Below are 16,799 nucleotides of genomic sequence, written 5' to 3' on the forward strand. Positions count from 1 at the left end.
GGCCTGCCGGGCCAATCAAGGACAAGCAGAACGAACACTCCGTGACGCTGTTGTGATGGACTGGCGGGGATCTCAGGTATCCCCGTACTCGCCGGCTCCCCCACCGGGGATGATCTCCGCGTCGGCCATCGTCCGGCCCGCATGCCACCACACGGGGAGCCCGCGACGGTGTGCGCGTACGAAGGGGGAAGCCGGGTGCGTCTGCTGATCGACGTGGTCGGAGGCGACTTCTCCGCATTCCACGGGCCGTACGGAAACGGGACGGTCCAACGCATGCGCGGGCTGGAGCACTTCTCAGCGGCCGCCGCGTCCCGGACGGCGGTGGACGGCTCGGCCCGGTGGCACGATCTGCACGAAGCCGCCCTGGGCCGGGCGTTCGAGATGTCCGTGGCGCCGTCGGCGACCGTGGCGGAGTGCCAGGCCGCCGCTCTCGGTGAAGCCCGGCGGAGGGGGGTGGCCGAGCCCGAGCGCACGTACGAGCCGGTGTTCCCCTGGGACGACGGTGTGCCGCGCACCTGGCTCGCGGACCCCGCCACGGACGAGCAGCTCGACCCCCGGCTGACGCTCGACTCGTACGGTCTGGCCGACGGCGACCTGATCGTCCTGTGCGTCGAGCGCCCGGCCGAGAGCATGTACAGGCTTGACCGCAGCCCCAACCCCGCCGCCCTGCTCGAACGCATGCAACTGTCGATGCACGGGACCGCCCCCGACAGCGGCGGCATGCTGTGGGGCGTCCTGCTCTACACGTCCGTGGACACCGGGCTGGCGACGTACGTCCGTACCCACTTCGAGGACCTCGACGCGCTCTCCGGACCCACGACCCGCCTCTTCGTGATGGAGCGCCGGACTCCGTGGGCTGACGCACGGCGCTACTGGCGCAGGCACCTCGAACCGGAGCTGTACCAGGTGCTGGCGCCGATGCAATGGCTGCGCTGGCAGCCGTACGACCCGCAGGGCGCCTACAGGATCGCCTCGCTGCTGAAGGTGGACCCCGCGCTTCTGCCCTGCCTCGTCCTGTTCAACGGGCGGGCCGACCTGCCCTGGGGGAAACAGAAGGTCGTCTTCCCGGTCGAGGAGGCCACCCCCCGGTACTTCCGCACCCTGTTCGGCCGGATCGCCGAGGCACTGGGCGGACAGCCCGGTACCGGGGGCGCACAGCTGGAGTACGACGACCTTCGGGCCGGGGCGAGAGGCGACGGCCCGGCTGTACTGCGGGATCTGCTGCTGCGCAGCGCCCGTGACCGGGACGAGGAGGCGTTCGCACGGGTCGCGGAGGCCCAGCACGCCATCAGCGCCGCACTGCGGCCGACTCCCGCGCCCCACACCGGGTATCAGCTCAACAACTGCAAGGTCATTCTCACTTCGGGCACTTCGGGGGCCGTCATGACGGAGAACTTCAACTTCCACGGGCAGAACACGACGTTCGTCAACCGCCCCAAGGACACGGTCATCCAGGACTTCCAGAACCAGCACGGAACCGCCCTGTGCGCCGACGACCTGCGGCAGCTGCTCGGACTGACCCTGTCCAGCACCGAGCTGTCCGACACCGAGCGCGACGAGGCCGCGCAGGCGGTGCACGACCTGGCCACGCTCTCCGGCGAGCCGGACGTGGGCGCCTTCCGGCTGCGGGCGGAGCGCCTGCGCGAACTGCTGGCCGGGGCGGCCGACATCGCCCAGCCCGCGCTGGCCCTCATCGCGACGGTCACGGCGGCCGTGACGGGCTAGCCAACGACCCGCCGGACCGCCGGAGGCAACCCGGCGGCCCGGGCACCCGTCTTCCCCCTCGCACGACAGCGGTACGCAGCCTGGGCACCTGCCCGTCCGCTGCGGGGGGAACGGACGGAGCACACGGCGTGATGGATGGGACCGGCCTGCCTGGAAACGGCGTGCCACGACGCGCCGCCATGATCACGGCCGCGCTCGGCACCCTGAGCGCCTGCTCCGTGCCGCCCCCGCGCCGGACGGACACCGCTCCGGACCCCGCACCCGGCCGGCCCGTCAGCACCGGCCGGGCCGCGCTGGTACTGCAGTTCCTCGCCCACCCGGACGACGACCTGTACTTCATGAACCCGGACACGCGCCAGGCTCTCGACGCCGGGACACACGTGGTCTGCGTGTACCTGACGGCGGGCGAGGCCGACGGCGTCAACAAGGTTCCCGGCGCTCCTCGCCCCGCACCCGACAAGGCCGCCTACTCCTCCGCGCGACGACAGGGACTCCGTCAGGCGTACGCGACCCTGCTCGGACGGGACGCGTTCACGCCCTGGAAGACGTCCGTCATGGAACTCGGCGGGACCCACCGTGCCGAGACCGCCACCCTCGGCGCCGGGCCGCGCAAGGTGGACCTGGTCTTCCTCGACACCGCCATGCACACCGGCCGCCACCGCCTCGGGCTGCCCAGTCTCTGGGAGGACCGGCGCCTCTCCCTGCGCACCGTCGTGGCCGACGGCTCACCGGTGCGCCGTCCGGGCTCGTACACGTACGACGGGCTCGTGGACGTCCTCGTGCGGTTGCTGGAGCACTACCGGCCCACCGTGGTCCACACCCTCGACCCCGATCCGGACATCCAGCACGGCACGGAGGCCGCACGCCGCCGGGACAGCGAACAGCAGGGCTACTCGGACCACGCCGACCACACGGCCGCGGCCTGCTTCGCCTGGGCGGCACTGATCCGGTGGGTGGCCCGGGCCACCGCCGCCGGCGACGAGGTCCCCGCCTTCGCGGTGGCCGCCTACCGCGGGTACTACAACCGGCACTGGCCCAAGAACCTCCCGCCCGGCGTCCTCCGGCGCAAAGCCGCCCACCTCGTGCCCTACGGCGGTGCGCCCGACTGGGACTGCGGGAATCCCTCCGGATGCGGCGACTACAACGTCGGCGGCGACCGGCCGCTGACCAACCGCAAGGGCTGGGTCCGCTCCACCCACCTCCGCTACCCGGGTGCCCGTACGGTGCTCAACCCCGACCGGGAGGGCCGGCTCACCGCGTACGGCGTGCTGGGCCTGCGGCTGGTCCGGTGGCGGGAGGCCGAGACGGGCGGCGGCGTCTGGGAACCCCCGCAGGACCTCGGCGGCGGGCCGCTCGCCCCGGCGCTGGGCAGTGCCGTCACGGGCGGCGGGCAACTGCTGCTGTTCGGGCTGCGCTTCGCGGCACTCGCCGGTCACGGGGGTGACAACGAACGCGAGGTCGTGCTGCTGGAACAGCGGGCGGGTGACGGCCTGTTCCGTGCGTGGCGCGGCCTCGGCAACCCGTCACCCGGCCGCGACGAGGGCCGCCGCATCGGCGTACCGGTGGCCGTCACCGCACCCGACGGCCGGGTCCACCTCTTCGTACGCAACGCGGAGAAGGGACTCAGCACCCGGGTGCGCGAGAGGGACGGCCGGTGGGGCGACTGGCAGGACATGGGCGGCGGCGAGGTCCAGGACGGGCTCACCACCGCGGTGGACGGTGACGGCCTCGTCCATGTGTACGGAGCCGGGCACCACGCCGTGCACCACTGGACGCAGGACGGTCCCGGCGGGGGCCTGACCGCCCGTACCCAGATCGACGCGGGCCCGGTGCCCGGCACTCCCCCGGCAGCCCTGCCCGAGACGGACGGATCCGTCGAGCTGTTCTACCGCGCCGAGGCCCGCCCCGGACTGACCACCCTGCGCGCCGGAGAGACGGCGGAACTGCCCGGCTTCGACGGCTGCGGACCTGTCACCGTGGCGGCCTCCCCGCGCGGACCGGTCCTGCTCGGGCTCACCGCCGGGGGCCGCGTCCAACTGCGTACGGCCGACGCGCTCTTCGTGCGGTCGCGCGGGTCCGTGGCTCTGGACGGGGCCACGCTCCACCTGGGCGCGGACGGCCGGCCGGCCGCAGCGGGGCTGGGGACGGACGCGGCGCCCTGGCTCTGGCGTCCCGTAAGCACGTGACCTGGTCCCCGCCTGATCGGCCTGCGGTCACCGCCGGGTACGACGAAGGGCCCCACATCTCCCGGGGGAGATGCGGGGCCCTTCTGGTGCTCTGTGCGGAGCAACCAGGTCAGACGATCAAGTGATTACTTGATGATCTTGGTGACCTGGCCGGCGCCCACGGTCCGGCCACCCTCACGGATGGCGAACTTCAGGCCCTCTTCCATGGCGACCGGCTGGATCAGCGCGACGTCCATGAGGGTGTTGTCACCCGGCATGACCATCTCGGTGCCCTCGGGAAGGGTCACAACGCCCGTCACGTCCGTGGTACGGAAGTAGAACTGCGGGCGGTAGTTGTTGAAGAACGGGGTGTGACGGCCACCCTCGTCCTTCGACAGGATGTAGGACTGCGCCTGGAACTCCGTGTGCGGCGTGACCGAACCCGGCTTGATGATGACCTGGCCGCGCTCGACGTCCTCGCGCTTGATGCCACGGAGGAGCAGACCGACGTTCTCACCGGCCTGGCCCTCGTCGAGCAGCTTGCGGAACATCTCGATGCCGGTGACCGTGGTGGTGGTCTTCTCGGTCTTGATACCGACGATGTCGACGGTCTCGTTGACCTTCAGGACACCACGCTCGATGCGGCCGGTGACGACCGTACCGCGACCGGTGATCGTGAAGACGTCCTCGATCGGCATGAGGAACGGCTTCTCGACGTCACGCTCGGGCTGCGGGATGGACTCGTCGACGGCCTTCATCAGGTCGAGAACGGTCTTGCCCCACTCGGCGTCGCCCTCGAGGGCCTTGAGCGCCGAGACCTTGACGACCGGAAGGTCGTCGCCCGGGAACTCGTACTCGGAGAGGAGCTCACGAACCTCGAGCTCGACGAGCTCCAGGATCTCCTCGTCGTCCACCATGTCGGCCTTGTTCAGGGCGACGACGATGTACGGCACGCCTACCTGGCGGGCCAGGAGCACGTGCTCCTTGGTCTGCGGCATCGGGCCGTCGGTGGCCGCGACCACGAGGATGGCGCCGTCCATCTGCGCCGCACCCGTGATCATGTTCTTGATGTAGTCGGCGTGACCCGGGCAGTCGACGTGCGCGTAGTGACGCGACTCCGTCTGGTACTCGACGTGCGCGATCGAGATCGTGATACCGCGCTGACGCTCCTCAGGAGCCTTGTCGATCTGGTCGAAGGCCGAGGCCTCGTTCAGGTCCGGGTACGCGTCGTGCAGCACCTTGGTAATGGCGGCCGTGAGGGTCGTCTTACCGTGGTCAATGTGACCGATGGTGCCGATGTTGACGTGCGGCTTAGTCCGCTCGAACTTTGCCTTCGCCACTGGGGTCCTCCTGAGTGGTTCTGTACGCCTTGCTTCATCGGCGCCAGGTGATCTTTGCTGGAATGCCGGTGCCGGGGGCACCCGCCGCGTTGCTTACGCACCACGACGAATGCCCGACCGGGCTCCGGTGACAAGCCTAAAGCGTGAGCTCGGAAGAGTTACTCGCCCTTGGCCTTCGCGATGATCTCCTCGGCGACGTTCCGCGGAACCTCGGCGTAGGAGTCGAACTGCATCGAGTAGCTTGCGCGACCCGAGGTCTTGCTGCGGAGGTCTCCGACGTAGCCGAACATCTCCGAGAGGGGCACGAGGCCCTTCACGACGCGAGCGCCGCTGCGCTCCTCCATGGCCTGGATCTGGCCACGGCGGGAGTTGAGGTCGCCGATGACATCGCCCATGTAGTCCTCGGGCGTGGTGACCTCGACGGCCATCATCGGCTCGAGGAGCACGGGGGACGCCTTGCGGGCACCCTCCTTGAACGCCTGCGAACCGGCGATCTTGAAGGCGAGCTCCGAGGAGTCGACCTCGTGGTAACCACCGTCGAGAAGGGTGACGCGGACGCCGACCATCTCGTAACCGGCCAGGATGCCGAACTGCATGGCTTCCTGAGCACCCGCGTCCACCGAGGGAATGTACTCACGGGGGATGCGGCCACCGGTGACCTTGTTGACGAACTCGTAGGAGGCGTCGCCACCCTCGATGGGCTCGAGGGCGATCTGCACCTTCGCGAACTGGCCGGTACCACCAGTCTGCTTCTTGTGCGTGTAGTCGATGCGCTCGACGGTCTTGCGGATCGTCTCGCGGTAAGCGACCTGGGGCTTGCCGACGTTCGCCTCGACGCGGAACTCGCGCTTCATGCGGTCGACGAGCACCTCGAGGTGAAGCTCGCCCATACCACCGATGATGGTCTGGCCGGTCTCCTCGTCGGAGTGCACCTGGAAGGAGGGGTCCTCCTCCGAGAGGCGCTGGATGGCGACACCCAGCTTCTCCTGGTCACCCTTGGACTTGGGCTCGATGGCGACCTGAATGACCGGCGCCGGGAAGTCCATGGACTCCAGGATCACCGGGTTCTTGTCGTCGGACAGCGTCTCACCCGTGGTGGTCTGCTTCAGGCCCATGACGGCGACGATGTCACCGGCGCCCACCGACGCGATCTCCTCACGCTTGTTCGCGTGCATACGGTAGATCTTGCCGATGCGCTCCTTCTTGCCCTTGACCGAGTTCAGCACCGCGGTGCCGGCCTCGAGGCGACCGGAGTAGATCCGGACGAAGGTGAGCTTGCCGAGGTGCGGGTCACTCGCGATCTTGAACGCCAGGCCGGAGAACGGCTCGTCGTCCGAAGGCTTGCGCTTGATGACCAGCTCCGGGTCCTTGACGTCGTGGCCCTCGATGGCCTCGACGTCCAGGGGGGAAGGCAGGTAGCGGACGACAGCGTCGAGCAGGGGCTGGACGCCCTTGTTCTTGAACGCGGTGCCACAGAAGACGGGGGTCACGGTGACGGAGTCGGCCGAGCCCTTCGACGCGAGGGTGATCCGACGGATCGCCTCGTGCAGCTGCTCCTCGGTGGGCTCGTTGCCCTCGAGGTACAGCTCCATCATCTGGTCGTCGTTCTCCGCGACGGCCTCAAGGAGCTTGCCGCGCCATTCCTCGGCGGCCTCCTTGTGCGTGTCGGGGATCTCGACGGTGTTGTACATCTCGCCCTTGGCGGCCTCTTCGGGCCACACGAAGGCCTTCATCGACACGAGGTCGACGACGCCCTTGAAGTCGGCTTCGGCGCCGATGGGGAGCTGCATGACGAGCGGAACCGCACCGAGGCGGTCGACGATCATGTCGACACAACGGTGGAACTCGGCGCCGGTGCGGTCGAGCTTGTTGACGAAGCAGATACGCGGCACGCCGTAGCGGTCCGCCTGACGCCAGACGGTCTCGGACTGCGGCTCGACGCCGGCCACACCGTCGAACACGGTGACGGCACCGTCGAGGACGCGGAGCGAACGCTCCACCTCGACGGTGAAGTCGACGTGACCCGGGGTGTCGATGATGTTGATGGTGTGGTCAACATCATTGAGCGGCCAGTGACAGGTCGTCGCGGCGGACGTGATGGTGATGCCGCGCTCCTGCTCCTGCTCCATCCAGTCCATCGTGGCTGCGCCGTCGTGGACTTCACCGATCTTGTACGAAACGCCGGTGTAGAAGAGGATCCGCTCAGTGGTGGTCGTCTTGCCCGCGTCGATGTGGGCCATGATCCCGATGTTGCGGACCTTGGCCAGGTCAAGCGAAGTGGTGGCCATAAGGCTCAATCTTCTCTCGGTCTCGATGGGGTGAGCGACTACCAGCGGTAGTGCGCGAAGGCCTTGTTCGACTCGGCCATCTTGTGGGTGTCCTCGCGCTTCTTGACGGCAGCGCCAAGACCGTTGGAGGCGTCGAGCAGCTCGTTCATGAGGCGCTCGGTCATGGTCTTCTCACGGCGGGCGCGGGAGTAACCCACGATCCAGCGCAGCGAGAGGGTGGCGGCACGACCGGGCTTGACCTCGATCGGCACCTGGTAGGTGGCGCCACCGACACGGCGGGACTTGACCTCGAGCGACGGCTTGACGTTCTCGAGCGCGCGCTTCAGCGTGATGACCGGGTCAGCGCCGGTCTTCTCGCGGAGGCCTTCCATGGCGCCGTAGACGATCCGCTCGGCGGTGGAACGCTTGCCGTCGAGCAGGATCTTGTTGATCAGCGACGTGACAAGAGGAGAGCTGTAGACCGGGTCGATGATGACCGGGCGCTTCGGGGCGGGGCCCTTACGAGGCATTCTTACTTCTCCTTCTTGGCGCCGTAGCGGCTGCGGGCCTGCTTGCGGTTCTTGACACCCTGGGTGTCGAGCGAACCACGGATGATCTTGTAACGAACACCCGGCAGGTCCTTCACACGGCCACCACGCACGAGCACGATGGAGTGCTCCTGCAGGTTGTGCCCCTCACCCGGGATGTAGGCCGTGACCTCGATGCCAGAGGTCAGACGCACACGTGCGACCTTGCGGAGCGCCGAGTTCGGCTTCTTCGGGGTGGTCGTGAAGACACGCGTGCAGACGCCACGACGCTGGGGCGAACCCTCGAGCGCGGGCGTCTTGTTCTTCTCGACCTTGTCCTGCCGGCCCTTCCGGACCAGCTGCTGGATCGTAGGCACTACTTCTCCGGTTTCTGTGTGCCGTTCGTGAAACTAACCTGGAACACTCGCCGACCCACGCGGTCGGGTGTGTCGAATACTGCACGCCCCTGCGGTGACGCAGGGAACACACAGATTGCGGTGGCCACTTACGGACTCGCCGTGCGGTTGAGGACACGCACCCGAGCCCAGGCACACCCCAGGCACAAGGCTTGAGCGTACCTACCTCACGGAGCTGGGTCAAAACAAATGCTGTCCACCCCCGGGCCCCGGAGCCCGAGGCGTGCCCCAGCCCGGCCCCCGGAACGTCCACGGCCTCGGCACCACTGCCGGCACAGCCTCTCTGACCAGCATAAACGACTCCTGCGACGCCCCGGACCGCAGCTTCGGGCCCGCAGGGGACCGAGGCCCTCCGTGACCCCGGGTGACCGACCTCACCGCACCGGGCACCGGGCGCGCCGAAGGGCGGCCACCCCGTACGCAACGGGATGACCGCCCTTCGGTCGTATCAAGCGACTCGCTTACTGGTTGTACGGACCGTAGTCGTAGTCCTCCAGCGGAACGGCCTGGCCGGAGCCCGTGCCGAACGGCGAGTAGTCGATGTCGTCGTAGCCGACGGCCGAGTACATCGCGGCCTTGGCCTCCTCGGTCGGCTCGACCCGGATGTTGCGGTAGCGGGAGAGACCCGTACCGGCCGGGATGAGCTTACCGATGATGACGTTCTCCTTGAGGCCGATCAGGGAGTCCGACTTGGCGTTGATCGCCGCGTCGGTCAGGACCCTGGTCGTCTCCTGGAAGGACGCCGCCGACAGCCACGACTCGGTGGCGAGCGAGGCCTTGGTGATACCCATCAGCTGCGGACGGCCGGAGGCGGGGTGACCGCCCTCGGTGACCACACGACGGTTCTCGACCTCGAACTTCGACCGCTCGACGAGCTCGCCCGGCAGCAGCTCCGCGTCGCCGGACTCGATGATCGTCACACGGCGCAGCATCTGCCGGATGATGATCTCGATGTGCTTGTCGTGGATCGACACGCCCTGCGAGTTGTAGACCTTCTGGACTTCGCCGACCAGGTGGACCTGGACCGCGCGCTGACCGAGGATCCGGAGCACGTCGTGCGGGTTCGTGGCACCGACGGTGAGCTTCTGGCCCACCTCGACCGCGTCGCCCTCGCCGACCAGCAGACGGGCACGCTTGGAGATCGGGAACGGCGTCTCCTCGCTGCCGTCGTCCGGCGTGACGACGATCTTCTTGGTCTTCTCGGTCTCCTCGATGCGGACCCGGCCCTTGGCCTCCGAGATCGGGGCGACACCCTTGGGGGTACGCGCCTCGAAGAGCTCGACGACACGGGGCAGACCCTGCGTGATGTCGTCACCCGCCACACCACCGGTGTGGAAGGTACGCATCGTCAGCTGGGTACCGGGCTCACCGATGGACTGGGCGGCGATGATGCCGACCGCCTCACCGATGTCGACCAGCTTGCCGGTGGCGAGCGAGCGTCCGTAGCAGAAGGCACAGGTGCCGACCGCGGACTCACAGGTCAGGACCGAACGGGTCTTGACCTCCTCGACGCCGGCGCCCACGAGGGCGTCGATCAGGACGTCACCGAGGTCCACGTTGGCAGGCGCGATGACCTTGCCGTCGATGACGACGTCCTCGGCGAGCATGCGGGCGTAGACCGAGGTCTCGACGTCGTCCGTCTTGCGCAGGACGCCGTCGGCGCCCTTGACGGCGATCTTCAGCTTGAGGCCGCGGTCGGTGCCGCAGTCCTCCTCGCGGATGATGACGTCCTGCGAGACGTCCACCAGACGACGGGTCAGGTAACCCGAGTCGGCGGTACGCAGGGCGGTGTCCGCGAGACCCTTACGGGCACCGTGCGTGGAGATGAAGTACTCCAGGACGGTGAGGCCCTCGCGGAAGGACGCCTTGATCGGACGCGGGATGGTCTCGTTCTTCGCGTTCGACACCAGACCACGCATACCCGCGATCTGACGCATCTGCATCATGTTTCCTCGGGCACCCGAGTCGACCATCATGAAGATGGGGTTCGTCTTCGGGAAGTTCGCGTTCATCGCCTCGGCAACCTCGTTGGTCGCCTTGGTCCAGATCGCGATGAGCTCCTGCGTGCGCTCGTCCTTGGTGATCAGACCGCGCTCGTACTGCTTCTGGACCTTCTCGTCCTGCTCCTCGTAGCCCTTGACGATGGCCTTCTTGGCCTCGGGGACGACGATGTCGGCAACGGAGACGGTGACCCCGGAACGGGTCGCCCAGTGGAAGCCGGCGGCCTTCAGGTTGTCGAGCGTCGCCGCCACGATGACCTTGGGGTAGCGCTCCGCCAGGTCGTTGACGATCTCGGAGAGCTGCTTCTTGCCCACCGAGTAGTCGACGAACGGGTAGTCCTCGGGCAGCAGCTCGTTGAAGAGCGCGCGGCCCAGGCTCGTACGCAGCCGGAAGGTGTCGCCCGGCTGGTACTCGGGCTCGCCCTCCTCGGCGACCGGCGGCACCCAGCCACGCGGCGGGATGGTGCCCACCGGGAAGCGGATGTCGACCTTCGCCTGCAGCGACAGCTCGCGGGCGTCGAAGGCCATGGTGGCCTCGGCCGTGGAGCCGAACGCACGGTCCGTGCCCTTGACGTTGCGGCCCTCTTCGTCCGTGGTGAGGAAGAAGAGACCCAGCACCATGTCCTGGGTCGGCATGGTGACGGGGCGACCGTCGGCCGGCTTCAGGATGTTGTTCGAGGACAGCATCAGGATGCGGGCCTCGGCCTGCGCCTCCGCGGAGAGCGGCAGGTGCACGGCCATCTGGTCACCGTCGAAGTCCGCGTTGAACGCGGTGCAGACGAGCGGGTGGATCTGGATGGCCTTGCCCTCGACCAGCTGCGGCTCGAAGGCCTGGATGCCGAGGCGGTGCAGGGTGGGCGCACGGTTCAGCAGCACCGGGTGCTCGGCGATGACCTCTTCGAGGACGTCGTACACGACGGTGCGGCCACGCTCGACCATGCGCTTGGCCGACTTGATGTTCTGCGCGTGGTTCAGGTCCACCAGGCGCTTCATCACGAACGGCTTGAAGAGCTCCAGCGCCATCGCCTTCGGCAGACCGCACTGGTGCAGCTTGAGCTGCGGACCGACGACGATCACGGAACGCGCGGAGTAGTCCACGCGCTTGCCGAGGAGGTTCTGACGGAAACGGCCCTGCTTGCCCTTCAGCATGTCGCTGAGGGACTTCAGGGGACGGTTACCGGGACCGGTGACCGGGCGACCGCGGCGGCCGTTGTCGAACAGCGCGTCGACGGCCTCCTGCAGCATCCGCTTCTCGTTGTTCACGATGATCTCGGGGGCACCGAGGTCAAGGAGACGCTTGAGGCGGTTGTTGCGGTTGATCACACGGCGGTACAGGTCGTTCAGGTCGGAGGTCGCGAAGCGGCCACCGTCCAGCTGCACCATCGGACGCAGGTCCGGCGGGATGACCGGCACGCAGTCGAGCACCATGCCCTTGGGCTTGTTGCTGGTCTGCAGGAACGCGGAGACGACCTTGAGGCGCTTGAGCGCACGGGTCTTCTTCTGGCCCTTGCCGGTACGGATGATCTCGCGGAGGCGCTCGGCCTCCTCGTCGAGGTCGAAGGACTCCAGGCGCTTCTGCAGCGCCGCGGCGCCCATGCAGCCGTCGAAGTACGTGCCGAAGCGGTCACGCAGCTCGCGGTAGAGCAGCTCGTCGCCCTCGAGGTCCTGGACCTTGAGGTTCTTGAAGCGGCTCCACACCTCGTCGAGACGGTCGATCTCGCGCTGCGCACGGTCACGCAGCTGCTTCATCTCACGCTCGGCACCTTCGCGCACCTTGCGGCGTACGTCGGCCTTGGCGCCCTCGGCCTCGAGCTCGGCCAGGTCGGTCTCGAGCTTCTTGGCACGGTTCTCGAGGTCCGAGTCGCGACGGTTCTCGACCTGCTGACGCTCGACGGAGACGTGCGCCTCCAGCGACGGGAGGTCGCGCGTGCGGCGCTCCTCGTCGACGAACGTGATCATGTACGCGGCGAAGTAGATGACCTTCTCGAGGTCCTTCGGCGCGAGGTCCAGCAGGTAGCCCAGACGTGACGGGACACCCTTGAAGTACCAGATGTGGGTGACGGGAGCGGCAAGCTCGATGTGGCCCATGCGCTCACGGCGCACCTTGGCGCGCGTGACCTCGACGCCACAGCGCTCACAGATGATGCCCTTGAAGCGGACACGCTTGTACTTGCCGCAGTAGCACTCCCAGTCCCGGGTCGGACCGAAGATCTTCTCGCAGAAGAGTCCGTCCTTTTCGGGCTTGAGCGTGCGGTAGTTGATGGTCTCCGGCTTCTTCACTTCGCCGTGGGACCAGGTCCGGATGTCGTCCGCGGTGGCAAGGCCGATCCGCAGCTCGTCGAAGAAGTTGACGTCGAGCACTTGTCGTCAATCCCTCTTTCGGGGGTTCGAGCCCCCTCGCGTGATGCGAGAAAACGGGGCACTTCAGCAATGGTCTGAACGGGTCCGGGGAGAGCCGGCCGGATCACTGGGATCCGGCCGGCCAACCCGTCAGACCTCTTCGACGCTGCTCGGCTCTCGCCGGGACAGGTCGATACCGAGCTCCTCCGCCGCGCGGAAGACGTCCTCGTCCGTGTCGCGCATCTCGATGGACATGCCGTCCGAGGACAGCACCTCCACGTTGAGGCAGAGCGACTGCATTTCCTTGATGAGCACCTTGAAGGACTCGGGAATGCCCGGCTCGGGGATGTTCTCGCCCTTGACGATCGCCTCGTAGACCTTCACGCGGCCCGTGACGTCGTCGGACTTGATCGTCAGCAGTTCCTGGAGGGCGTATGCGGCGCCGTAAGCCTCAAGAGCCCACACCTCCATCTCACCGAATCGCTGCCCACCGAACTGCGCCTTACCACCCAGCGGCTGCTGCGTGATCATGGAGTACGGTCCGGTCGAACGGGCGTGGAGCTTGTCGTCGACCAGGTGGTGCAGCTTGAGGATGTACATGTAGCCGACCGAGACCGGCTCCGGGAACGGCTCGCCGGAGCGGCCGTCGTACAGCTGGGCCTTGCCGGAGGGCTGGACCAGCCGGTCGCCGTCGCGGTTCGGGATCGTGGCCTTGAAGAGGCCGGTGATCTCGTCCTCACGGGCACCGTCGAAGACCGGGGTCGCGACGTTGGTGCCGGGGGCGACCTGGTCGGCACCGATGGCCTGCAGGCGCTGGGCCCACTCGTCACCGAGGCCGGAGACGTCCCATCCGCGGCTGGCGAGCCAGCCGAGGTGGATCTCCAGGACCTGTCCCGGGTTCATTCGGGACGGGACACCCAGCGGGTTGAGGATGATGTCGACCGGGGTGCCGTCCTCAAGGAACGGCATGTCCTCGATCGGGAGGATCTTGGAGATGACGCCCTTGTTGCCGTGACGGCCGGCGAGCTTGTCACCATCGGTGATCTTGCGCTTCTGCGCGACGTAGACGCGGACCAGCTGGTTCACGCCCGGCGGCAGCTCGTCGCCCTCTTCGCGGTCGAAGACACGGACGCCGATGACCTTGCCGATCTCGCCGTGCGGGACCTTCAGCGAGGTGTCACGGACCTCACGCGCCTTCTCACCGAAGATCGCGCGGAGCAGACGCTCCTCCGGGGTCAGCTCGGTCTCGCCCTTGGGCGTGACCTTGCCGACGAGGATGTCGCCGGCGACGACCTCGGCACCGATACGGATGATGCCGCGCTCGTCGAGGTCGGCGAGGACCTCTTCGGAGACGTTCGGGATGTCCCGGGTGATCTCCTCCGGGCCGAGCTTGGTGTCACGGGCGTCGACCTCGTGCTCCTCGATGTGGATCGAGGAGAGGACGTCGTCCTGCACGAGGCGCTGCGACAGGATGATCGCGTCCTCGTAGTTGTGACCCTCCCACGGCATGAACGCCACGAGCAGGTTCTTGCCCAGCGCCATCTCACCGTTCTCGGTGGCCGGCCCGTCGGCGAGGACCTGGCCCTCGATGACGCGGTCGCCCTCGGAGACGACGACCTTCTGGTTGACCGAGGTGCCCTGGTTGGAGCGCGAGAACTTGGCGATGCGGTACGTGGTGTACGTGCCGTCGTCGTTGGTGACGGTGATGTAGTCCGCGGAGACCTCCTGGACCACACCGTCCTTCTCGGCCTTGAGCACGTCACCGGCGTCGGTGGCGCAGCGGTACTCCATGCCCGTGCCGACGAGCGGCGCCTCGGACTTGATGAGCGGCACCGCCTGACGCATCATGTTCGCGCCCATGAGGGCACGGTTGGCGTCGTCGTGCTCCAGGAACGGGATCATCGCGGTGGCGACGGACACCATCTGGCGCGGCGAGACGTCCATGTAGTCGACGTCGTCACCGGGGATGTAGTCGACCTCTCCGCCACGACGGCGGACCAGGACGCGCGGCTCGGTGAACCGCATGTCCTCGGAGAGCGTCGCGTTCGCCTGGGCGATCACGAAGCGGTCTTCCTCGTCGGCGGTGATGTAGTCGACCTCGTCGGTGACCCGGCCGTCGACGACCTTGCGGTACGGCGTCTCGATGAAGCCGAACGCGTTGACGCGGCCGTACGAGGCGAGCGAACCGATCAGACCGATGTTCGGGCCTTCAGGGGTCTCGATCGGGCACATGCGTCCGTAGTGGGACGGGTGCACGTCACGGACCTCGAAGCCGGCCCGCTCACGGGACAGACCACCCGGGCCAAGAGCCGACAGACGGCGCTTGTGGGTGAGACCCGACAGCGGGTTGTTCTGGTCCATGAACTGCGACAGCTGGCTGGTGCCGAAGAACTCCTTGATGGAGGCGACGACCGGCCGGATGTTGATCAGGGTCTGCGGCGTGATCGCCTCGACGTCCTGGGTCGTCATGCGCTCACGCACGACGCGCTCCATACGGGCGAGACCCGTACGGACCTGGTTCTGGATCAGCTCGCCGACGTTACGCAGACGACGGTTGCCGAAGTGGTCGATGTCGTCGGTCTCGACGACGATCGTCCGGCCGGACTCACCGACGGTCTCGAGCTCACCGGCGTGGAGCTTCACCAGGTACTTGATGGTGGCGATGATGTCGTCGCTGGTGAGCACACCGGCGTCGAGCGGCTCGTCGGCGCCGAGCTTCTTGTTCACCTTGTAGCGGCCGACCTTCGCGAGGTCGTAGCGCTTCGGGTTGAAGTAGAGGTTCTCGAGCAGCGTCTGAGCGGCCTCACGGGTGGGCGGCTCGCCCGGACGCAGCTTGCGGTAGATGTCGAGCAGCGCGTCGTCCTGGCCCTGGGTGTGGTCCTTCTCCAGGGTGGCGCGCATCGACTCGTACTCGCCGAACTCCTCGAGGATCTGCTCGGTGGTCCAGCCGAGAGCCTTCAGGAGGACGGTGACGGACTGCTTGCGCTTCCGGTCGATGCGGACACCGACCATGTCGCGCTTGTCGATCTCCATCTCCAGCCAGGCACCCCGGGAGGGGATGATCTTGGCGGAGAAGATGTCCTTGTCGGACGTCTTGTCGATCGAGGAGTCGAAGTAGACACCCGGCGAGCGGACGAGCTGCGACACGACGACACGCTCGGTGCCGTTGATGACGAAGGTGCCCTTGTTGGTCATGAGCGGGAAGTCGCCCATGAAGACCGTCTGGGACTTGATCTCGCCGGTCTCGTTGTTGGTGAACTCGGCCGTGACGAAGAGCGGGGCGGCGAACGTGAAGTCGCGCTCCTTGCACTCGTCGATCGAGTTCTTCGGGGGCTCGAAGCGGTGGTCGCGGAACGTCAGCGACATCGACCCGGAGAAGTCCTCGATCGGTGAGATCTCCTCGAAGATCTCCTCCAGGCCGGACTTGGTGGGGACGTCCTGTCCACTGTCCAGAGCGGCCTCGACGCGAGCCTTCCACGCGGCGTTGCCGAGGAGCCAGTCAAAGCTCTCGGTCTGCAGCGCGAGGAGGTTCGGAACCTCGAGGGGCTCCTTGATCTTTGCAAAAGAGATGCGCAGCGGGGCGGTGCTGGCACCGTTGTTCGTATTCGAGGTCGAGGCGTTGCGCGAGGCGGCCAAGAGGGGGTCCTTCCGAGGGCTCGGACTCACTACGCGCGTACCGGCCCCCAAGCCGCACACAGAGACAGGAATCCCAAGGTCAGGGAATGTCCGGTCATCGGTGCTGAGCGTGGGCATGCCCCTGGTGACGGGCAGGAGGCAGCTAACAGGCAGCGCAAAGGGTCAGTGTAGCCAAGCGGCACACTGATGTCCAGTCGGGGTTCTCAGAGACCCACGTTGCTCTCAACAGCTGTTCTCAACACCTATGAATAGCCCTCGCGCGGTGTGCGCTCTTCTTTACTGCCCTCTTCGCTCTCGATCCATGCCTCGGATGCGGATCGAGATGACGACGCGTCCTGAGAATTGCGCGCCGCGTGCGGTTCGTCAAGGCCCTGAGACCCCGG

Annotated in this window: 8 protein-coding genes; 2 read left to right on the top strand and 6 right to left on the bottom strand. The window is 67.3% G+C overall.

Annotated features, from left to right (window positions below):
- Positions 1-141: 141 nt before the first annotated feature.
- Together OG206_RS13460 and OG206_RS13465 are read left to right on the top strand one after the other, a co-directional pair.
- Positions 142-1,725, top strand: a complete 1,584-nt coding sequence (locus OG206_RS13460) for a hypothetical protein (protein ID WP_327115688.1) — start codon at positions 142-144, stop codon at positions 1,723-1,725.
- A gap of 131 nt (positions 1,726-1,856) precedes the next feature.
- Positions 1,857-3,911, top strand: coding sequence for a PIG-L family deacetylase (locus OG206_RS13465; RefSeq protein ID WP_442805947.1), 2,055 nt, complete (start codon positions 1,857-1,859; stop codon positions 3,909-3,911).
- A gap of 125 nt (positions 3,912-4,036) precedes the next feature.
- On the opposite strand, the gene tuf is transcribed toward OG206_RS13465, so the two are convergent.
- The 6 genes from tuf to rpoB form a co-directional block, all read right to left on the bottom strand.
- Positions 4,037-5,230, bottom strand: a complete 1,194-nt coding sequence (tuf, locus tag OG206_RS13470) for an elongation factor Tu (protein ID WP_327115692.1) — start codon at positions 5,228-5,230, stop codon at positions 4,037-4,039.
- 158 nt (positions 5,231-5,388) lie between these two features.
- The gene (gene fusA / locus OG206_RS13475) at positions 5,389-7,518 is read right to left on the bottom strand and encodes an elongation factor G (RefSeq protein WP_327115694.1); all 2,130 of its coding nucleotides are present in this window, start codon (positions 7,516-7,518) and stop codon (positions 5,389-5,391) included.
- 38 nt (positions 7,519-7,556) lie between these two features.
- Positions 7,557-8,027 carry a 30S ribosomal protein S7 gene (gene rpsG / locus OG206_RS13480; protein ID WP_014154599.1) on the bottom strand — a complete coding sequence of 157 codons (471 nt, stop codon included), beginning with the start codon at positions 8,025-8,027 and terminating at the stop codon, positions 7,557-7,559.
- Positions 8,028-8,029: 2 nt separating this feature from the next.
- Entirely contained in the window at positions 8,030-8,401 is a 372-nt protein-coding gene (rpsL, locus tag OG206_RS13485; protein WP_003948652.1) for a 30S ribosomal protein S12, read from the bottom strand.
- Positions 8,402-8,901: 500 nt separating this feature from the next.
- Positions 8,902-12,801, bottom strand: a complete 3,900-nt coding sequence (locus tag OG206_RS13490; protein ID WP_327115697.1) for a DNA-directed RNA polymerase subunit beta' — start codon at positions 12,799-12,801, stop codon at positions 8,902-8,904.
- Positions 12,802-12,930: 129 nt separating this feature from the next.
- Entirely contained in the window at positions 12,931-16,416 is a 3,486-nt protein-coding gene (rpoB, locus tag OG206_RS13495) for a DNA-directed RNA polymerase subunit beta (protein WP_327115699.1), read from the bottom strand.
- Between the last annotated feature and the right edge of the window lie 383 nt (positions 16,417-16,799).

This window comes from Streptomyces sp. NBC_01341 (genome assembly GCF_035946055.1).
GTDB lineage: Bacteria > Actinomycetota > Actinomycetes > Streptomycetales > Streptomycetaceae > Streptomyces.